The following is a 20,430-nucleotide window of genomic DNA, read 5'->3' on the forward strand; positions in this document are numbered from 1 at the left end:
CCAGCGCGCCGTGCAGCACTATCCGATCTCGATTTTTCCAGCCCCCGGGAGGTGGCCGTGCGTCGAGACTTCGCCGTGATTCAACCACGCTCCGGCGTCGTGCACGCACGTAATCGCCCACACGGACGAAAGTTCGCGCCGTCCCGTTTGACCTGCTGATCTCATGGCCAGGGCAGGGGGGACGGGCCCCACCGGCGCCGGGGCGTTCCCGTTGTTTTGCCCCGGCTGGCAAACTGAAAACCTGATGGGCGTCCAAAGATCCTCACCCCCGCTCGACCGGCTTCTCGCCGATCCCACGCGACGCGAACGCATCACCCATGTGGAGAACGTTCCCGCACGTCAGGGCCGTCGCGCCGGATGGCCTGCCTGGTCAACGCCGCTGCTGGTCGAACGGCTGGCCGCGGCCGGCATCGAGGCCCCGTGGGAACACCAGGCCGCCGCGGCCGAACACGCCCGGGCGGGACGCTCTGTGATCATCGCCACAGGGACCGCGTCCGGAAAGTCGCTGGCCTACCTGCTGCCTTCCGTCGAGGCCATCTATAAGGAGGAGAACCCCCGGCACGAGGGGACGATCCTCTACCTGTCGCCGACGAAGGCGCTGGCGGCCGACCAGCTCCGGGCGCTCCGCTCGCTGCACCTCACGCGGGTGCGGGCGGCGACGTACGACGGCGACACGCCGCAGGACGAACGCACCTGGATCCGGCAGCACGCGAACTACGTCCTGACGAACCCGGACATGTTGCATCGGTCGATCCTGCCGAGCCATTCCCGCTGGTCATCGTTCCTGCGCCGGCTCCGGTACGTCGTCGTCGACGAGGCGCACGGATATCGAGGGGTCTTCGGGTCGCACGTCGCGCACGTCCTGCGCCGGTTGCGCCGGCTCTGCGCCCGCTACCACGCCGACCCGACGTTCATCCTCGCGTCCGCCACCACGTCCGAGCCCGCGACGACCGCGTCCCGCCTCACCGGCCTGGACGTCGTCGCCGTAGACGACGACGCCTCCCCACGTGGGCCGGCGACGTTCGCGCTCTGGGAGCCGCCCCTAACAGAACTGCGCGGCGAGCAGGGCGCACCCATCCGCCGCACCGCCACCGCTGAAGCAGGCGACCTTCTGGCCGACCTAGTCGTAGAAGGCGTTCAGACGCTCGCGTTCGTCCGCTCCAGGCGCGGCGCAGAGTCGGTGGCACTCAGCGCCAAGCGCGCGCTACACGAAGTCGCTCCCGCCTTGGCCGACCAAGTCGCCGCCTACCGCGCCGGTTATCTCCCCGAGGAAAGACGCGCTCTCGAAACCGCCCTGCGTTCCCGCTCTCTTATCGGCCTGGCGAGCACGAACGCCCTAGAACTAGGTGTGGACGTCTCCGGACTCGATGCCGTCCTCGTCTGCGGCTGGCCCGGCACGCGCGCGTCCCTCTGGCAGCAGGCCGGACGCGCCGGACGTTCGGGTCAAGCGTCCCTTTCCGTCCTGGTAGCCCGGGACGACCCCCTCGACACCTTCCTCGTCCACCACCCGGAGGCGATCTTCGGTACCCCGGTCGAGGCCACCGTCCTCGACCCCGACAACCCATACGTCCTAGAACCGCACCTCTGCGCCGCCGCGTCCGAGATGCCCCTCACCGAAGACGACATCCCGCTCTTCGGGCCGTCGACCGCCGACCTGCTCCCCGACCTGGTCCGCCGCGGCTTCCTCCGCCGCCGCCCCGCCGGCTGGTACTGGACCCGCCGCGACAAGGCCGCCGGCCTCGCCGACATTAGAGGCGCAGGCGGCGACCCCGTCCAGGTGGTCGAATCGGGCACCGGACGCCTGCTCGGCACCGTCGACGAGGCGTCCTCGCACACCACCGTCCACGACGGCGCCGTCTACATCCACCAGGGCGACTCGTTCATCGTCCAGACCCTCGACCTGGACGACTCCGTCGCCCTCGTCGAATCGGCCGACCCCGACTACTCGACCACCGCCCGCGACGTCACCGACATCGCCATCGTCGAACGGCTCCGCTCCCGCTCCTGGGGCGAGGCCACCCTCTGCTTCGGCACGGTCGAAGTGACCCGGCAGGTCGTCGCCTACCAGATGCGCCGCCTGCAGACAGGCGAGATGCTCGGCGAGAAACCCCTCGACCTCCCGCCCCGCACCCTCCGCACCCGCGCCGTCTGGTGGACGCTCTCCGAAGCCCAGATCGCCCGCCTGGACGACATCGACCTCGACCTCAGCGGCTCCGCCCACGCCGCCGAACACGCCGCCATCGGCCTGCTGCCCCTTTTCGCCACGTGCGACCGCTGGGACATCGGAGGCGTGTCCACGGCCGTCCACCCGGACACGGGCCTCCTGACCGTCTTCGTGTACGACGGCCACGAGGGCGGCGCAGGCTTCGCCGAACGCGGCTACGCCGACGCCTCCTCCTGGCTCCGCGCGACCCGCGACGCGATCGCGTCCTGCGAGTGCGACACCGGCTGCCCGTCCTGCATCCAGTCCCCGAAATGCGGCAACGGCAACGATCCCTTGGACAAACAAGGCGCGCTGGCCCTGTTGGCCGTCCTCCTATCCGAGGCCCCCACCCCGTAGGCGGAGACCAGCGGCCTCAATCAACGCGTAGGGCGTCGAGCATGGTTGCCAGGGGCGCCCACACTTCGGCCAGACCGGCGTCGAGATCACCGGACGCGGCCAGCCACAGCGCCGCCTCGTTCATGGCGCCGGACAGCAGATGGGCCAGCGGAGCGACCGGCTGCGGCGCGATGATCCCCTCCGCGATCAACTCACCGATCACGTCGGCGAGGTGGCCGGCCGAGCCGGACTCGTCCATCGCCCGCCACTCGTGCCAGCCCAGCAACGCCGGGCCGTCAACAAGCATGATCCGCTGGACGTCCGGCGCCGTGCTGGCGGTGAGGAACGCCCGGCAGCCCGCCGTGAACCGTGCCCAGACGTCGTCCTCGGCGTCGGCGGTCTGCGCCACCGTCCGGGACACCTCTTCCTGAACCTGCTCCAGGACGGCCCGGAACAGTTCGGCCTTGCTCTGGAACAAGTGGTACAGCGCGCCTTTGGTGACCCCCGCCGCAGCGACGATCTCGGAGAGAGACACCTCGCCGTACCCACGCGTGGCGAACAACTGCCTGCTCTCACGCAGCAACGCCGCACGCGTCCGCTCCCGCTGACGGACTCTGACGTTCACGCCACCTCCTTGACATACCAGCGGTATGTAAGGTTAGTCTGGTTCACATACCAACGGTACGCGAAAGGAGCATCCATGCAACTGACCAGCTTCTACCCGGTGATCTGCACGTCCCGGCTCCAGGAATCCCACCGCTTCTACACGGAGCTGCTGGGCTTCGACACAACCTTCGAGGCCGACTGGTACGTGAGCCTGCGCCGCCCCGGAACGTCCCCCTACGAACTGGCCCTGCTCGACCACACCCACCCAACGCTGCCGGACGCCTACCGCACCCCCGTCCAGGGGCTCCTCCTGAACTTCGAGGTCGAGGACGTGGACGCCGAATGGGAACGGCTCGTCGTCCAGGGCGGCCTGCATCCCGAACTTCAGCTACGCAGCGAGGACTTCGGGCAGCGTCACTTCATCGTCCCCGACCCCAACGGAGTCCTCATCGACGTCATCACGCCCATCGCCCCGACCGCGGCCTACGCAGAGCAGTACACGACCTCTTAGTCAGTTCGGCGCGACCCGCTGCGCCGGAACCGGTTGCTGATCGTCCATCCCGCGCCGCGCCTGGGCCAAGGCCTGCTGCAGCTTCCGCCGCTCCAGCTCCAGAGTCTGCAGGGACTCCTCGTGCTCGTCCCGCAGATCCCGCAGCTCCCGCCGCATCCCGAGCGCACGCTTGAGACCCAGCGTCACGATCATGACGCCCACCATGAACACGATCGCCACCACGGCGCCGGCCATGAACACGTGCCACTGGTCGGTGATCCCCGGCACCTCGTCCCCGAACACGGTCATCTGGGCGTCGCCTGTGTTGTCCAGCAAAACCGCGACGCTCACCGCGACCGCGGCAAGAATCACGATCAGCCCCAAGAAGATCATGCGGAGGGTCTCCTCTCCATCGGGCCCCTTCCCCGAACGGGACAGGACCGAAGTCTCGGACGACAGGCACGCATTGCCGGACGACCCGGGCGGTCCGACTGGCAAGGCAGCCTAGACCCTGCCCCAAACCACCCGCCAGCCCTTCTTGATCACCAGTACCGCCACCCCCACATCTCACAAGGCCAAAAGCCGATTCCCACCAAACCCACCCCCCTCAGTTCTCATCAATCGAGATCCAACCCCCGCCAATGGACATTGCCCCTCAAACGAACCCGCCCCCGCCGACCCACGACAGCACACTCAAACCAGACAATTCAGACCACCACCAGGCCGACAGCACGACCAACAACGCCGAAAGCCACCCCTCCAGCCAACCGACGAAGCGCACCACCCAAACCGACACGCAACCTGCGAGCCGCTCGCCTCCAGAGCCACAGCCTGGGCATTAGAGACCGCGGCGCCTTCGAATACCAAGAACGATGCGCAACCTGCGACATCCACCCTGTGAGCCACTCCCTCCAAGACCCCCAGCTTGGGCACTCAAAGACTTGGGGCCGCCACAGGCACCCACGCCAGCCATGAGGCGCCCCAGACGACGCCAACAACCGCGGACCCTGCTCACAGGCGGAACTCACCGCTCAGAACTGAGTGCAACCTGTAGGGCGCTTACCTGCGGCAGCCACCAGGCTGAGGCAGAGCAGAGCTTCGAGACCACCGGCGTGCCACAACCCCTTAAGCGATCACTGGCGGCACCGACAACCGTGCCTCTGCTTATCGGTGATGTTCGCCGCCAGGACGACGCGCAACCTGTGTGGCGGTTACTTCCGGCGGCGGCCGCGCTTGGGCCCGGCGCTGGAGGGGGACCGAGCGATACGGACGTTCACACCGCTTGAACGCTTACCGAGCGATGCGGGACGACGAGTTGCCTTCGCCGTGCCTGACGACGGAGCGACGGCCTTCGCCTCACCAGCCGGCGGGACGCTCTCCCCCACCCCTTCCTTGGCCTTCTCAGCGACAGACAAGACCGGGGCCGTCTTGGCGCGAGCTTCGGCGCGGGCGATGTGCCGACGTGCCTGGCTGACCCGTTTCCGGCCCGTTCCACTGCGCGAGATGCGGGCCGCCATGCCGTTCTTGCTCATCCCGGCCTGGGCAACGCGCAAGCGCCGCGTCCAAGTCCCGAGATGCGCGGCGGCAATCAGCAGGACCAGCGCGATGCCCACGCTCTTGCCCCACTGGAGCTGGTCGCTCGCCGCGACGTTCTGGGCGCTCGGCGAGTCGGCGGCGATCTGCGGCGCGGGGTAGGCGAAGCCGGGCGTCGCCCCGTCCGGCCGGACGGACGGGAGGGTGACCGGCGACTCGTTGTTGAAGGGTGTCAACGGGGTTCCGGACCCGGGCACTCCGCCCCCCGAGGGGAGGGACGGTGCCGCGCCCCCGGGCAGCAGCGAGGTGGAACCGGCGGCCATGGCGCTGGCGGTGACCGTGCCCGAGGACAGCGATCCACCCGAGCCGGTAGGACGCTGTGCCCGGACGCCCACGGACACCGGCCCGCTCGACCTCGTCATCGAAAGGCTCGCGGAGCAGCTCGTCCCCGCGCAGAGCGAGCCGACCGAGCCGGACGTGGATTTGACGCCAGAACCCGAGAGGGCGTAGCCGCTGAGGTCGTCCTCAAGACCGCGGTTCCACTTCACCACGAGCTTGCTGCCGGACACCCGCGCGGACACCCCGGTCGGCGCGGCCGGCGCGATGCGCACCTGGAAGGTGTTCTGGTCGTAGACCTTGCCCAGACTGCCCTTCAGGTAGACCGTGTAGCTACCGTTTCGAGGAATCGGGAACGTCCCGGACAAGGTGCCCGTGAGAAACCGTTCCTGCAGGAACCTGTCGCCGATCCCGGGACCCTTGACCCGCAGCTGCATCGTCGTGAGCGCCAGGTCGACACGAGCTCTGGCGGTGAGCTGGGAACCGCTGGTGACGACCGTGCCGTTCGCAGGGGCTGTGACGCCCGTCGAGGCCGCCTGCGCAGGGCCGGCTGCAAGTACCGGGACACCCATCGCAAGAGGCGCCGCTAGTACGACCGCACCGATCCTGCGAGCGATGGCCACGGCCTCAATCCCTTCGACAACGTCCTGCTCGTCTCGTCCCGCCAAAGGCTCGCGGGGCGCACCGCGCCGAATGATAACTACGTGCTTACGGCACAGTAACGTACCACTGGGTAGCAAAGGTCGCGGAGAGATGACAAAGAGCCCGATGTTTCACGCTCCGCCCCCTCCGCTCCCTATTGACACTCAGTTCAACGAGCCGTGTCGCGCCAGGCTACGCCGATTCCACCCACAGGACCAGCCCGTGCCCGAGACACGACCGTCAACGCACCGATCCCCATCGGCACGATCACGTCCGCCGCCACCGAGACCTCCACGACGTCTCCTTCCACCTGACAGTGCACCAGCCGCGCCCCGGACCCGGCCGCAATGCTCTCCGCCCTCCGGCACGCGTCTCGTCCGCCCTCCGCCACCCGGGTTGCCCCCGCCAGCGCCGCCAGATCAGCCGCGGCGTTCGCCCGATGCCGAGCCCCGCGCACCCCACCGACCGCGACAGCGGCAACCCCACCAATCCAGATCACGGCAGCGAAGGCCACAACCCAGAGCGTTCCCGCGCCTCGATCCGACCCCACCAAGTCCCGTAACCGAAGATCCTTCACCAGCTCCCCAATCCGCATCGCATCTCATCCAGACACCTAAGCCCCCACGCAGGGACAAACTCACAGCCCAGCCCCGACCACGCCCTCCGAGTTCCTTCCTGATCGGAGGTGACAGGCGGGTGGCTTACGAGGCGTCGGGCGGGACGCCTGGTTCTGTGGCCGCGGTCGCGTGAGCGTGGACGGTCAGGGCCGGCAGACCTGCGGCCGCGGGCGGCTTGACAGGGACCGAGACGTCCACCTGGACGGTGGCTTCGTCTCGGCTCACCTTGACCGTTGCCCCACGCGGGACGGCCTCCGCCACGAGCTCGCGTACGGCGGTGAGGGACTCGCCTCTCGCCGCCGCGCGGGCACCGGTCCGAGCGGCGTCCGTGCAGGTGAGCTGGACGGAGGCGACCGCCAGGCCCCAGAGCGCGATCGCGGTGATCAGGACCAGGGTGGGGAGTGCCACGGCGATCTCCACCGTGGCCATCCCCCGGTCGTTCAGCCGGCCAGTTTGAGGGCCTTCTCGATGATCTGTAAGAGGAGCGACTTCACCTGGGAACTGGTCACGATCCTGAACAGCACGGCGGCGAACGCCGCGGCGGTGATGGTGCCGATCGCGTACTCGGCGGTGGACATCCCTCGGTCTCCGCATGTTCTGCACCATCGACGCACCGCCATCTGTTTCGGCCGCATACGGGCCCCTTTCGTTCGTTGTCCTTCTCAAGGCTGGTCGGTCAGGACGGCGGGTGACGGGTGAACGCCGTCTTGTGGATAACCCCGGGCGTCACTGCGGCAGAAGGATCGTGGAGGCGATCCCGGCGATGGCCGGGACGACGCCGAGCAGCACGAACGCGGGCAGGAAGCACAAGCCAAGCGGGGCGAGTGCGTGGATGCCCGCCGCTCGGGCCCTGGCGGCGGCGGCCGTACGTGCCACGCGGCGTTGATCTCGCGCCAGACGGCTCAGGGACGGCGCCAGCGCCGCGCCGGTGGACGCTGCACGGATGACGGTGCGCGCCAGGGGAGCGAGCATCGGTTCTTTCGTGAGCGCCAGCCAGGCCTCGGCCGGATCAGCCCCCAACCGGATCTGAACGGAGACGGCATCCAATTCCTCACCGAGCGGGCCGCCCACCGCGTCGGCGACTGCGGCGACCGCCTCGTGCCAGGGGGTGCCGCCACGCAGACACGCGGCCAAAAGATCCACCGCCACGGGCAGGTCAGCGATGAGTCGCATCCGTCTGCGTTTGCGGTCCGCGTTTCCGAGGCGCCCGAACGAGAGCCAGACCGTGACCGCGACGAGGATGCCAGCCACTGCGCCAACCGCTCCGCCCAGCGTCACCACGCATAGCACCCCAGCTGTGCCTGCGGCCATGCACTGGAGGAGAGCGTCACGTCGCCCACCCTCTTGGCCGGGGACGTTGAGTCTTGTCTGCTGCGCGGTGGTGCTTGGTTCCTCCCTTGGTTGGTTTGCACCACGGACCGCTTCTCGGTGTCCATCGGAGGCTGGTCGGTGTGGGCTTAGGGGTGTGTGGCGCTTCGCTGGGGTGTCTGGGTGCCGGGGTCCTGCCGCCCGAGAGCGGGCGAGGGCTCGAGGCCAGGTCGTTGACCTGTGGTCGCGAGGTGGTCCGGGCAACTGCCCCGCGAGTCTCTTTGCGGCCGGGGCCGTCCACCTTGGGAGGAGGAAGCCTGATGCGGCCGCACAAAGGACGCACAGAAGGGCTACGAGGTCCGTCATCGTTCACCTGTTCGTCGGGGCTAGGGCGTGTATCGGAATGGGCCTCAGGCGTGGGAGCGGCTGACCCACCGGGCCAGCCCAGGCGATCCAGCCCAGCCGAGGCGGTCCGGCCAGCCAAGGCGATCCGGCCGATCCGGCCCGGCCCAGAAGACCCGGCCCGACCAAGGAGGACCGGCCGAGGAGGACCGGCCGAGGAGGACCGGTTAGGCGGTGCGGTCCGGCGTCCGGCGGTCCGGCGGCTCGGCAGCCCGGCAGTCCGGCGGCTCGGCAGTCCGGCATTCCCGCAGTCCGGCAGCCCGGCAGTCCGGCGGCTCGGCAGTCCGGCAGTCCGGCAGTCCGGCAGTCCGGCAGTCCGGCAGTCCGGCGGCTCGGCGGTCCGGCATTCCCGCAGTCCGGCAGTCCGGCAGTCCGGCAGTCCGGCGGCTCGGCAGTCCGGCGGCTCGGCAGTCCGGCAGTCCGGCAGTCCGGCGGCTCGGCAGTCCGGCGGCTCGGCAGTCCGGCGGCTCGGCAGTCCGGCAGTCCGGCAGTCCGGCGGCTCGGCAGTCCGGCGGCTCGGCAGTCCGGCAGTCCGGCAGTCCGGCGGTTTGGCGGTTTGGCGGTTTGGCGGTTTGGCGGTTTGGCGGTTTGGCGGTTTGGCGGTTTGGCGGTTTGGCCAGGCTGTTTGAACGGGGCTGCTTGGACGGGGTGATGGGGCTCAGGTGGATTGGACAGGGTGGCTGGGTCTGGGCGAGGGGTGTGAGGCGGCGTCGTGGTCGGCTTGGGGTGTGGATTGGGGGGGAGGGGCGGTGAGCGTCGTTGCGAGGGGCTCTGTGGCATGTCCTAGCGGGGGGATTCGGCGGATCTGGCTAGGCGGCGGGTCCAGTAGAGGCCGGTGAGGTTGAGGGTTACGCCAGTGATCAGGCAGGCCAGGCCTGGGAGCGTCCCGACGAGGAAGGGCAGCGGGTGTGCGCCGAGGGCGGCGGCCATGGCCAGGCCCAGGAGAGGTAGGGCCGCGAGCAGGCGGGCTGTTGCACGAGGGCCGGCGAGTTGGACGGAGACGTCCTGGCGTTGTGCCTCCTCGTCGCGCAGGGCGGTGGCCAGGCCGTCGAGGACGGTGGCGAGCGTGCCGCCGCGCTCGGCGCCGACCTGCCAGCAGGCCGCCAGCAGGCGTAGTCCTTCGGCGCCTGGCCGGGTCGCCAGTTCGCCCAGGTGGTCGGGAGGTGGACGGGGCAGGCTGTGGAGTTCCGCGGCGACGTACGGGTCCAGGACGGTGGTGGCCGCTTTGAACGCCTCGTCGGGGGTTCGGCCGGCGGTGAGCTCGGCGGCCATGGCGTCGCAGAGTTCGATGACGGAGGTGCGTCGGCGGTGCGGAAGGGTCCGGCGGTCGCGCAGGGCCGTTGCTCTGGTTTTGAGGAGGAGGAAGGTGGTGGTCGGTGGGTTAGTTCGGAGGCGGCTCAGGCGACGGGCGGCGGTGGACGGGGACAGGAACGTCCAGACGGCGGCGGCTGAGCAGAGCGCTGCGAGTAGGACGATCATGCTCGTGTCCTTGTCGCCAGGCGGGCGGCGAGGGCGTCGGCGTTGGGGCCGAAGATGATCTCGCCGGAGGCGGTGAACGACACCGCGGGGACGACGCCGACCAGCCCGTCGGACGCCCGGCGGACCAGGCATATCTCGTCCACGCGTCGGCGGCCTCCGCCTGGGTCGCGGACCAGGTGGACCACGATGTCCAGGGCGGCGGCCAGCTGGCTGTGGACCGCCTCCCGGGTCAGGCCCGCCGCGCAGGCCAGTGCTTCGAGGCGAGCCGGTACGTCCGCGGCGGTGTTTGCGTGGAGAGTGCCACAACCTCCTTCGTGGCCCGTGTTCAGCGCTTGCAGGAGGATGACTACTTCTTCACTTCGGACCTCGCCTACCACCAGGCGGTCCGGGCGCATGCGGAGGGCTTGGCGGACCAGGTCGTTCAAGGTCACGCCCCCGGCACCCTCCATGTTGGGCGGGCGTGCCTCCAGCCGGACCACGTGCGGGTGGGACGGTCTCAGTTCGGCGGAGTCTTCCACTAGGACCAGCCGTTCGGTGGGATCGATCAGTGAGAGTAGGGCGCTCAGAATGGTCGTCTTGCCGGTGCCCGTGCCGCCGGTGATCAGGAAGGCGGCGCGGGATTTGATCAAGGCGCCGAGCAGCTCTGCTCCCTTGGGTGGGACGGTGCCTGCCGCGGTCAGCTCGTCCAGGGTGAAGGCGCGGCGGCGCGGGAGGCGCAGGGAGATGCATGTCCCGGTGGCCGCGATGGGCGGGAGGACGGCGTGCAGGCGCACTCCGCCGGGGAGCCTGGCGTCGGCGTAGGGGGACGCGTCGTCGAGGCGTCGGCCTGCGGCGGCGGTGAGCCGCTGGGCCAGGCGGCGGACGGACTGCTCGTCCGGGAAACGCAGGGCCGTGCGGACGAGACCTGTGCCTGTGTCGACCCAGATCTCGTCCGGGCCGTTCACCAGGACGTCGGTCACGTCCGGGCGACGCAGGAGCGGCTCTAGAGGCCCGGCGCCTACGAAGTCGGCGTGTAACTCGTCGGCCAGCGTCAATATCTCGCGGTCGCCGAGCAGGCGGTCTTCGGCGCGTAGTGCCGCGGCGACCCGGCCGGTTGTCGGTTCGTCGCCGGTGTCGGCCAGCCGGTCGCGGACGGCGTTGGACAGCTTGGTCATGCGGCGGCCTCCTCCCGGTACGCGTACGGCTGGAGGGCTAGGTCTGCCAGGACGCTGGTGCAGAACTCTGCGAGCGGGCCACGGCGGCAGGCGCGTTCGAGGCCGCCCTCGTCGATGGCGGCGGGGAGGCGGCGGTCGCGCTCGAAGGAACCGGCCGAGGGGAGGTCGAGCGCGTGGACGACCGCGTCGGCCGTCAGCCCGCCCGGCGCTGGGCCCTGGACGACGAGGCGCACGTCGCTGGAGTGGCGGCGGAGTGCGGCGGCGAGGCCGTCGGCGGCGACGGTCGCGCGGACCTCGGCCGGGACCAGGAGGAACGTCACGTCGGCGGAGCGCAGGGCCGCGCGGCCGATCTCGCCTGGGTAGCGGGGGACGTCCACGACTACTAGGTCGAAGCCGCGCACGGCTGCATCGAACAGGGAGCGAGCGGCGTCGTCGGAGACGGGGACGGGCTCGCCGCGCCGCCACGACAGGACCGACAGGTCGCCGCACCGGGGGAGGGTTTCGCGCAGGGTGGCGGTGTTCAGCCGGCCGCGCCGTTCGGCGAGGTCGTGCCAGCGGACCCCTTCGTGCTCCTCCAGCCCGAGCATGAGGTCGACGCCGCCGCCGTACGGGTCGGCGTCGACGAGCAGCGTGCGCAGGCCCTGGCCCGCCGCCGCGAGGCCGAGCGCGGTCGCGAGCACGCTGGCGCCCGCACCACCCCGGGAGCCGACGACGCTGAGGGTGGTGGCCCAGCCGCCTTCCGGTTCGCTTGCCGCGGCGAGCGCGTTGATCAGCCAGTCTTCGTGGTCAGGGAGCGCGGCGACGTCCTGCGCGCCAGCCTCGACCGCGAGGCGGTAGGACTCGGACGCGGCACCGTCGCCGGTGACGAGGACGACGCCGGGCCTGCGCTGGAGGCCGGCGGACGCGACGTCTTCGGCCACGTCCGCGCCCACCAGGATGAGGGCCGGCCACGTCCAGGCGGCCCTGGCCTCGTCGGCGCCGTAGGCGACCTCCGCGTGGACGTCGGCGGCGGCCGCGAGGCGGAGCAGGCCGTCGGCGAGGGCGGGGTCGCCCGTGACGATCAGTGCCGCAAGGTTCATCGGATGCCCCTTCAACTCAACGTTTCGGAGACATCCACCATGCGGGCCGGGGAGGCGGCGGCGCCCTACTCCCGCAAACTGTGGATAACTTCGGCCCGGCGGCGTCCGGCGACAGCATCCGGCGGCGCCAGCTCGTGGTGGGTGGTGGGTGGCCGTGGGTGGTGCGATGCCGTTAGCGGTCTCGACGGCGCTTGTGATGTTGGCCGCGCGGGTGGCGGCTGGCGGGGGTGGTGTTGCGGTGGCGCGTGTGATCGCAGTACTGGCTGTGAAGTCGTGTTGCGGTGGGCGCCATGAGGGGGTGCCGTTGGCGGTTGTGGCGGTGTTCGTGCGTGCGGCGGGTTTGGGGCGCAAACGGGTTGGGTGGGCCGTGGTCGTGTGGGGGCGTTCGTGTGTGAGGGGGGCTTGTTGCCACGAAAGCTTGGGCGGCGGGCGGTGGCACTTGGGAGTTGTGTTGCGTGCCACCGCCCGGCCGCTGAAGCTGGGCGACCCCCGCCGGGGGGGAGAGCGGGGGTCGCCAGGCGGTCCGGCTCCGGGGGGGTAGAGCCGGCCCGCTTTCCCAAGAAAGTCTCGGGGGAGTTCGGGCTATGCCGTACGCAAGTTCGCTCTATAGGAGAGGCAAACTCACTGACTCCAGTCTAGGCAGATACAACATATGCTGCCCGATCGTTGAGAGTTCCGTCGAGGCGCAAACTCGTCCGACAGGTGACGATTTTTCTCACTTCGTTGGGCGATCCGCTCGACGGATGGCGGCGCGGTACCGCAAGGCGCCGTCCCCTCATCGACAGGGCACCCCGATCCCCCTGCACAAGGAGTGCATCGGGACGGGAGTGGGAGCGTACAGGAGATCTAAAGATCTTTCCTGCCGCCCCGCCGGATCGACTGTTCAAAAGGAAAATGATCACCGTGAGTGATCAATTGTGGAGAGGTCCGGAACTAGAGAGGGTTTCCGGTTAGTCCGGAATAGGGCTCTCCCTCCCGAGTTGACCTCACCTGGCACCCGCGTCCCCGCTTGCACCGCCTTGTGGGTTTTCCGGACAGGGGCTTGTCAACTGGGCAAATGAGGCGTAGACAGGTTCTACGGACCACGTGTCCGCGCACGGCAGCCGGGCACCCACGCGCGATCAGCCGCGGGAGGCGCGTCGAGACGGGCTTGACCCGGTCCGACGAATATGAGGTGCACGCTTGGTAACCCGGTGTGACGTGCTTGGCGGCGGCGTCCCCTTGAGGGGCGCCGTTCGCTTTGCGAGTAAGGGGAGTTAGTCGCGGACGTCCAGCCCGAGTGCAGTTGCCAGCACGACCGCCTGAAACGGATCGATCACCGCGCGCCGTAGTCCGACGGTGAAGGGATCTATCGCCGAGATGTCGCTTCCGCGTAGATCGGCGCCGGAAAAGTCCGCCTTGTGGAGTGCCGATCCCGACAAGTCGACCTTGCGAAACTCAGCTCCGGCACAGCGCGCACCAGTGAGATCGGCCTCACGCATGCGCGCCTCACTGAACGACGCACGACGCAGGTCGGCTCCAGGCAGGCCAGTGAATGACCAGTCACCGCCCTTAACCTTCAACAGGTCAAAGGTACCGCCGTCGAACATGCTGCCAACGAGCTTGCAACCCGTGAAGGTGGCGTCGAAGAATCCGCAGCGCACGAAGGTGCAGTTCACGAACGCGGCGTCGGTGTGGGTGGAGGCGTTGAAGCGCGCACCGCGGAACGTGCAGTCGGTGAACACGGCACCGGTGCCGGTGGCCTCGGTCATGTCGAGGTCCACGAACAGGACGTTCTCGTGGTTCTCGCCGGTCAGGTCCCGAGAGTCCCAGTCCGCTGACGAGATGGTGGTGTCGGTGGGAGCCGCGGGTCGTCCGTACATGCGTTCGGCCATGCGCCCAGCATGGACCAGACCACCGACAGAGTCAGCCGCGCATGAACGCTTCGCAGATCGCCTGCGAATCCCTGGCCGCGGCGACCACGGCTGCGGAGCAGTGCCCGATCCACTGGGCGACGCCCTCTGAGGTGCCGGACGAGTAGGCGCGGAGCGCTTCGGCGTAGTCGTCGGCGAGTTCCAGGTGGCCCACCTCTGGGGCGACCAGTGATTTGGGGTCGAGTCCGCGGGCCACGAGGGTGAGTCGTTGCGCGGCGCGGGCGACGATCCCGTCTCCCCAGCCGAACGGGCGCAGGGTCAGCAGCTCGCCGTGCACGATGGCCGCGGCCACCAGGGCCGGTGCTTTCGTCGGCTCGATCAGGAGTCCGCTGAGCGCGTCCAAGCGGAGGGCCACTTCGGATGGTGAGGGCGCCCCGGGCAGGGGCGGTCCGTCGGCTGAGCGCGGGCGTCCTAGGTCTGCGCTTTCGACTGCGTCCGCTGCGGCGAGGACGTGTAGGCGGGCCAGTGCCTGCCGGGGTGCCTTCCGCCATGTTTCCGTGAGTGTCCCCAGTTCGGCCGACACACGGAGAGACCCCTGGACGACGGGATCGGACGGGTTCTCAGTGGTGCGGAGCTCGTCCAATGTGACGGTGGCCCCATCGAGGACGGCCGAGGCCCTGGCTCCACGCAACGCGGACTCAGTGGACACCTCTGCGCTGCGGCGCCGGAGGATGCGGTGGCCTAGCAGCCGGTCCACGGCGGAACGCGCCTCGTCTACGGAACCCGCGACTCCGGGCAGATTCGCTACATCAGCAAGGGCATCGGTCACGGGCCGACCCTACGCGCCGACCAGCGGCGCTCTAGCCTGACCCCAGGGCACCCGGCGATTCCCTGACGGCAGACTGGGAAGGGCTGGTGTGTTGGGTATCACACGGCACCATCCGGAACCGCGAGCGTCCTGCCACGACATCCAGAACGTGGCCTTGTGGGACCGAGGACCTTCCTGGTGAAGTGGGGATACCGGGCGACCCCCGCTTCAGCTAGCAAGGAGTTTCGCGTTGAGCCAGAGCCAAGAGACACTGTCGAACCTGCTGCAGGAGAAGCGCCGTTTCTCCCCGCCCGCGGAGCTCGCCGCGTCGGCCAACGTCAAGGCCGAGGCGTACGAGCAGGCGGCCGGGGACAGCCTGGGGTTCTGGGCCGAGCAGGCGGATCGGCTGTCCTGGACGAAGCGTTGGGACGAGGTCCTCGACTGGAGCAACCCCCCGTTCGCGAAGTGGTTCGTTGGCGGCGAGCTGAACGTCGCCTACAACTGCGTCGACCGTCATGTAGAGGCGGGGCGTGGGGACACCGTCGCGTACCACTGGGAGGGTGAGCCTGGCGACAGCCGTACGCTCACCTACGCCGACCTCCAGCGCGAGGTGAACCGGGCCGCCAACGCCCTTCTGGAACTGGGCGTGCGCAAGGGCGATCGGGTCGCGATCTACCTGCCGATGATTCCCGAGCTGCCGATCTCGATGCTGGCGTGCGCGCGCATCGGCGCCACCCATTCGGTCGTGTTCGGCGGGTTCTCGGCGGAGGCGCTCCGGACCCGCATCGACGACGCGCAGGCCAAGCTGGTCATCACGGCGGACGGCGGGTTCCGCCGCGGCAAGCCGTCCGACCTGAAGGGCATCGTCGACGAGGCCGTCGCGCAGACGCCGACGATCGAGAACGTGCTCGTCGTGCGCCGCACCGGGGAGCCCGTGGCCGAGAACGAGCGCGACCTGTGGTGGCATGACGTCGTCGAACGGCAGAGTGACCAGCACACGGCCGAGCCCATGGACTCGGAGCACCCGCTGTACATTCTGTACACGTCCGGTACGACGGGTAAGCCGAAGGGCATCCTGCACACCACCGGCGGCTACCTCACCCAGTGCGCGTACACGCATTACGCCGTGTTCGACCTGAAGCCGGAGACGGACGTCTACTGGTGCTCGGCCGACATCGGCTGGGTGACCGGTCACTCGTACATCGTGTACGGGCCGCTCGCCAACGGCGCGACCAGTGTCATCTACGAGGGCACCCCCGACACCCCCAACAAGGGCCGCTGGTGGGACGTCATCCAGAAGTACAAGGTGACCATCTTCTACACCGCCCCTACGGCGATCCGCACGTTCATGAAGTGGGGCGACGACATCCCTGCGCAGTACGACCTGTCGTCCCTGCGCGTGCTGGGGTCGGTGGGTGAGCCGATCAACCCGGAGGCCTACGTCTGGTACCGCAAGCACATCGGCGGCGACAGGACACCGGTCGTCGACACGTGGTGGCAGACGGAGACCGGCGCCATCATGATCAGTCCGCTGCCGGGGGTCACGCACGGGAAGCCGGGCGCGGCGATGCGCCCGCTGCCGGGGATCGCCGCGGACGTCGTGGACGACCAGGGGCAGTCCGTGCCGAACGGCGGCGGCGGGTTCATGGTGGTCAAGGAGCCGTGGCCGAGCATGCTCCGGACGATCTGGGGCGACGACGAGCGCTACGTCAAGACGTACTGGTCGCGTTTCGAGGGCCTGTACTTCGCGGGTGACGGCGCGAAGAAGGACGAGGACGGCGACATGTGGCTGCTCGGCCGCGTGGACGACGTCATGCTCGTGTCCGGCCACAACATCTCCACCACGGAGGTGGAGTCGGCGCTGGTCTCACACCCGAAGGTCGCCGAGTCGGCGGTCGTCGGCGCGACGGACCCGGTCACCGGGCAGGCCATCGTCGCGTTCGTCATCCCGCGCGGGGACGCCGAGGGCGTGGAGGGCGAGGAGTTCCTGCGGGAGCTGCGCGACCACGTGTCCAAGACGCTCGGCCCGATCGCCAAGCCCCGGCAGATCATGATCGTGCCGGAGCTGCCGAAGACCCGCTCCGGCAAGATCATGCGGCGGCTGCTGCGGGACGTCGCCGAGAACCGCAGCATCGGCGACGTGACGACGCTCGCCGACAGCACGGTGATGGATCTCATCTCGGAGAAGCTTCCGAGCGCCAAGTCCGAGGACTGACCCTCCAGCGAAGCGCTTCCTAGAGGTTCCTCTGCGAGAACGGCCCGCGCCCGGTGCACATCGCCACCGGACGCGGGCCGTCGCATGAGAGCACCGTTCCCATGGCGGCGGTGTCATCTGGGGCGTTGTTGTGCAGGTAAGGTCGTTTGTGGTGCGCCGGGAAGTCTGGTCGGCAGCGTCACGATCCGTTGCGCATGGCGGTTCGTGGCCGGTCCAGATGTTCGCCACCTTCCCGGGAGTTCTCCATGGCGCGCCCGCCCGTCCGCCATCGTGTCGCTGCGACGTGGCCGTTCCGTCCCACCGTTCGCTACGGGACGCAGGTCGCGGCCGCATTGCGGACGGAGACGATCGGCGGCGTGGTCATGCTGCTCGCCGCTGTCGCCGCGCTGGTGTGGGCCAACACGCCGTGGGCGAGCGCCTACGAGGATCTGCAGACATTCGAGATCAGCCCTGACTGGCTGGGCATCGGGCACATGGACGTGGCGCATTGGGCGTCCAGCGGGCTGCTCGCAGTGTTCTTCTTCTGCGCCGGGCTAGAGCTGCGCGAGGAACTGGCCCACGGAGAGCTGCGCAACCCCAGGGACGCCGCCCTGCCGGTCGTCGCCGCAGTGGCCGGCGTGGCGGTTCCGGCACTGATCTTCCTGGCGGTGAGCGTGGGCGAACCGGGCGCGTCGAGCGGGTGGGCCGTTCCCACGGCGACGGACATCGCGTTCGCGCTCGCCGTGCTCGCGGTGACGTTCACCTCATGCCCGGCGCCATTGCGCGCTTTCCTGCTGACCCTGGCCGTGGTGGACGACCTCATCGCCATCACCATCATCGCGTTGTTCTACACCCACGAGATGCACTGGACGCCGCTCGGTCTCGGAGTGCTCCTGATAGCCGCCTATGGGTTGCTGCAGAGCAGGGACGTCCGGTCGCCGTGGGTGTACGTGCCGCTCGCCGTCCTCGCCTGGTACTGCCTTCTACGAAGTGGTGTGCACGCCACCGTCGCCGGTGTCGCCCTGGGAATGCTCACCAGCCCGAAGGTGACACCGGACGGACGGCCGACGAACGCGGAACGCGCCGACCATGCGCTGCGTCCATTCTCGGCTGGTGTTTGCGTGCCGGTTTTCGCGTTCGTGTCGGCCGGTGTAGGGCTCGGCGCGTCGCAACTTGGTGCGGTGTTCACCGACCGTGTGGCCCTCGGTGTGATCGCCGGACTGGTGATCGGTAAGTTCGTGGGCGTCTTCGGCGGTGCGTGGGCGGCCGTCCGGTTCGGCTGGGCGAACCTCAGCGAGGATCTGCACTGGCACGAGATCGCGGGGGTCGCTTTGCTCGCCGGGGTCGGTTTCACCGTTTCGCTGCTGATCGGCGGTTTGGCCTATACCGACCCGTCACAATTCGAGAGAGTGACGACTGCGGTCCTGATCGCGAGCGTTCTCGCCTCGGCGGCCGCGGCCGTCGTCTTCCGGAGAAGGGTGCGTGTCCGCGCGCGCCCGGACTGAGGGGAATTTCTATATGTCCGAGGCACTACCGGGCGATCGCGTCGAGGACAAGTCGCTCGGCGACCTGGCCACGCTGGCGTTGAGCGAGATGTCGGACATCATCAGGCTGGAGATGGAGCTCGCCAGGGTCGAGCTCAAGGCCGACGCCAAGAAGGCGGCCGTCAGCAGCGTGATGTTCACGATCGCCGCCGTGATGGGCGGAATCGTCGTCATCCTGCTGTCGATCTCGTTCGCGTACGGGCTGATCGGGCTGGGGCTCTGGCGCTGGGCGGCGTTCCTCATCGTCGCGGGCGTGTACGTGGTGCTCGCGGGCGGGTTGATGCTCATCGCCAAGCGGCTCATCAAGAAGATCGAAGGGGCCAAGCGCACCCGGAAGTCGTTGAAGAGCGACCTGTCGAAGCTGCGCCGCCGCGGCGATTCCGACACGCCAGAGCTGACGGGCTGACCGATCGCGATGTCCGGGCACGACGCGTCCCTGGTCGAGGTCGAAGGGCCGTGGACCCACCGGCAGATCAGCGCCGGCGGGACGCGCTTCCACGTCACCGAGGCCGGTGACGGGCCGCTCGTCCTGCTTCTGCACGGCTTCCCCGAATTCTGGTGGTCATGGCACAACCAACTGGTGTCGCTCCCAGCGGCCGGTTACCGGGCCGCTGCGGTCGACCTGCGCGGCTACGGCGGGAGCGACAAACCACCACGCGGCTACGACCTGGTCACTCTCGCCGGGGACGCCGCTGGGCTCGTCCGCGCGCTCGGTGAGGCCAACGCGATCGTCGTCGGGCACGACTGGGGCGGGCTCCTGGCCTGGACGATGGGCGTCTACCACCCGAAGGTCGTCCAGCGGCTGGCGGTGGTGAGCGCCCCGCATCCGCTGCGACTGCGGCAGGCCGTCACCGGTGACCCGCGCGGCCAGGGATGGGCGACGCGCCACACGTTCGGTTTCCAATTGCCGCTGTGGCCCGAGCGCCGCCTCATGCGAGACGATGCGGCACTGGTCGGAAAGCTACTGCACGACTGGTCAGGCCCAGGCTGGCCTGACGAGCGCACTGAGCAACTCGTCCGCAGGGCGGTACAGATCCCTGGGGCGGCGCACAGCGCGCTGGAGTATCACCGCTGGCTCATCCGTTCGCAGGCCCGCCCGGACGGTATCCGCTACGCGCACCGCATGCGCGCACCCATCCACGTGCCGACGCTCCAACTGCACGGTGCGCTCGACACGTGCACTCTCCCTTCAAGCGCCCAGGGTTCCGGCCGCTACGTGTCGGCCCCCTACCGCTGGAAGCTCATCGACGGCGCCGGTCACTTCCCGCATGAGGAACGCCCAAGCACGTTCGACGCGCAGCTTCTCGGCTGGCTCGCCGACCCCGAGCCCGAACACTGAGCCTCCGCGGAACGGCCACCGGCGCGCGGGCGTAGCGTGGAGGGATGCGGGATCGGGACGAGTCCGGAAGGCCACGCAACGCACGACCGCGCGACGCGTTCGGACGGCCGCTGCCCCATGACGCGTCCGGCATACCCACGATGCCGGACGACCTCGACATGCCACCCGAGCAAGCCTTGGTCGAAGCGCAACGCCTCCTGGACGCCGACCGTCCGTTCCATGCACACGAGGTTCTGGAGGCGGTGTGGAAGGCGGCACCGGACCCCGAACGGGAACTGTGGAGAGGTCTCGCACAGGTCGCCGTAGGGATCACCCATATCCGCCGAGGCAACGCACGTGGCGCGGATGCGCTCCTAAGCCGCGCCGCTGAACGTCTCGTCCCGTATGAGGACGCTCCTCCGCACGGGATCGACGTCCAAGGGGTTGTTCAGCGCGCGCGCCATCTGGCCCGCCATCCCCAGGAGGGTCCCATATCCGTTCGGCTCACGAAGCCAGCGAGGCCCTGAA

At 69.2% G+C, this 20,430-nt stretch carries 19 protein-coding genes; 7 read left to right on the forward strand and 12 right to left on the reverse strand.

The features are described from left to right. The first annotated feature begins 244 nt into the window (after positions 1-244). Positions 245-2,560 (forward strand): DEAD/DEAH box helicase, encoded by a 2,316-nt coding sequence (locus ACH34S_RS40130; protein WP_395958169.1) that lies wholly within the window; start codon positions 245-247, stop codon positions 2,558-2,560. A 16-nt stretch (positions 2,561-2,576) separates the two neighbouring features. Here the strand turns inward: ACH34S_RS40130 and ACH34S_RS40135 are convergent, their stop codons facing one another. Continuing rightward, complete coding sequence (locus tag ACH34S_RS40135) at positions 2,577-3,164, reverse strand: TetR/AcrR family transcriptional regulator (RefSeq protein ID WP_395958170.1); 588 nt, start codon at positions 3,162-3,164, stop codon at positions 2,577-2,579. A 75-nt stretch (positions 3,165-3,239) separates the two neighbouring features. Between ACH34S_RS40135 and ACH34S_RS40140 the strand changes: the two genes are divergently transcribed. Then, positions 3,240-3,656 carry a VOC family protein gene (locus ACH34S_RS40140; protein WP_395958171.1) on the forward strand — a complete coding sequence of 139 codons (417 nt, stop codon included), beginning with the start codon at positions 3,240-3,242 and terminating at the stop codon, positions 3,654-3,656. Here the strand turns inward: ACH34S_RS40140 and ACH34S_RS40145 are convergent, their stop codons facing one another. From ACH34S_RS40145 to ACH34S_RS40195, 11 genes are all read right to left on the reverse strand, one after another. Next, positions 3,657-4,028 carry a hypothetical protein gene (locus ACH34S_RS40145; RefSeq protein ID WP_395958172.1) on the reverse strand — a complete coding sequence of 124 codons (372 nt, stop codon included), beginning with the start codon at positions 4,026-4,028 and terminating at the stop codon, positions 3,657-3,659. It abuts the gene before it with no gap. Between the two features lie 818 nt (positions 4,029-4,846). After that, positions 4,847-6,127, reverse strand: a complete 1,281-nt coding sequence (locus ACH34S_RS40150; protein WP_395958173.1) for a hypothetical protein — start codon at positions 6,125-6,127, stop codon at positions 4,847-4,849. 188 nt (positions 6,128-6,315) lie between these two features. Next, complete coding sequence (locus tag ACH34S_RS40155; protein ID WP_395958174.1) at positions 6,316-6,741, reverse strand: Rv3654c family TadE-like protein; 426 nt, start codon at positions 6,739-6,741, stop codon at positions 6,316-6,318. Between the two features lie 106 nt (positions 6,742-6,847). After that, complete coding sequence (locus tag ACH34S_RS40160) at positions 6,848-7,192, reverse strand: TadE family type IV pilus minor pilin (RefSeq protein WP_395958175.1); 345 nt, start codon at positions 7,190-7,192, stop codon at positions 6,848-6,850. A gap of 11 nt (positions 7,193-7,203) precedes the next feature. Next, positions 7,204-7,383 (reverse strand): DUF4244 domain-containing protein, encoded by a 180-nt coding sequence (locus ACH34S_RS40165; protein ID WP_395958248.1) that lies wholly within the window; start codon positions 7,381-7,383, stop codon positions 7,204-7,206. Between the two features lie 106 nt (positions 7,384-7,489). Further along, positions 7,490-8,044 carry a type II secretion system F family protein gene (locus ACH34S_RS40170; protein ID WP_395958176.1) on the reverse strand — a complete coding sequence of 185 codons (555 nt, stop codon included), beginning with the start codon at positions 8,042-8,044 and terminating at the stop codon, positions 7,490-7,492. Positions 8,045-9,256: 1,212 nt separating this feature from the next. Next, entirely contained in the window at positions 9,257-9,952 is a 696-nt protein-coding gene (locus ACH34S_RS40175) for a type II secretion system F family protein (protein ID WP_395958177.1), read from the reverse strand. Then, positions 9,949-11,106 (reverse strand): TadA family conjugal transfer-associated ATPase, encoded by a 1,158-nt coding sequence (locus ACH34S_RS40180; protein ID WP_395958178.1) that lies wholly within the window; start codon positions 11,104-11,106, stop codon positions 9,949-9,951. Before ACH34S_RS40180 ends, ACH34S_RS40175 begins: the two co-directional genes overlap by 4 nt. Further along, entirely contained in the window at positions 11,103-12,185 is a 1,083-nt protein-coding gene (gene ssd / locus ACH34S_RS40185; protein WP_395958179.1) for a septum site-determining protein Ssd, read from the reverse strand. Before ssd ends, ACH34S_RS40180 begins: the two co-directional genes overlap by 4 nt. 1,256 nt (positions 12,186-13,441) lie before the next feature. Then, positions 13,442-14,059, reverse strand: coding sequence for a pentapeptide repeat-containing protein (locus ACH34S_RS40190; protein ID WP_395958180.1), 618 nt, complete (start codon positions 14,057-14,059; stop codon positions 13,442-13,444). Positions 14,060-14,090: 31 nt separating this feature from the next. Continuing rightward, positions 14,091-14,867, reverse strand: coding sequence for a Fic family protein (locus ACH34S_RS40195; protein WP_395958181.1), 777 nt, complete (start codon positions 14,865-14,867; stop codon positions 14,091-14,093). A gap of 229 nt (positions 14,868-15,096) precedes the next feature. Here ACH34S_RS40195 and acs point away from each other — a divergent pair, with 229 nt between their 5' ends. The 5 genes from acs to ACH34S_RS40220 all read left to right on the forward strand — a co-directional run bounded on the left by acs (position 15,097) and on the right by ACH34S_RS40220 (position 20,429). Continuing rightward, entirely contained in the window at positions 15,097-17,061 is a 1,965-nt protein-coding gene (gene acs, locus ACH34S_RS40200) for an acetate--CoA ligase (protein ID WP_395958182.1), read from the forward strand. A 245-nt stretch (positions 17,062-17,306) separates the two neighbouring features. Next, positions 17,307-18,545, forward strand: a complete 1,239-nt coding sequence (nhaA, locus tag ACH34S_RS40205) for a Na+/H+ antiporter NhaA (protein ID WP_395958183.1) — start codon at positions 17,307-17,309, stop codon at positions 18,543-18,545. A gap of 13 nt (positions 18,546-18,558) precedes the next feature. Continuing rightward, on the forward strand, positions 18,559-18,990 hold the full coding sequence (locus ACH34S_RS40210; protein WP_395958184.1) for a phage holin family protein: 432 nt from the start codon (positions 18,559-18,561) through the stop codon (positions 18,988-18,990). Positions 18,991-18,999: 9 nt separating this feature from the next. Next, entirely contained in the window at positions 19,000-19,923 is a 924-nt protein-coding gene (locus tag ACH34S_RS40215) for an alpha/beta fold hydrolase (protein WP_395958185.1), read from the forward strand. A 158-nt stretch (positions 19,924-20,081) separates the two neighbouring features. Further along, entirely contained in the window at positions 20,082-20,429 is a 348-nt protein-coding gene (locus tag ACH34S_RS40220) for a DUF309 domain-containing protein (protein WP_395958249.1), read from the forward strand. Position 20,430 lies beyond the last annotated feature (1 nt).

Source organism: Actinomadura sp. 3N508, assembly GCF_044326375.1.
In the GTDB taxonomy this organism is placed as follows: Bacteria; Actinomycetota; Actinomycetes; order Streptosporangiales; family Streptosporangiaceae; genus Spirillospora.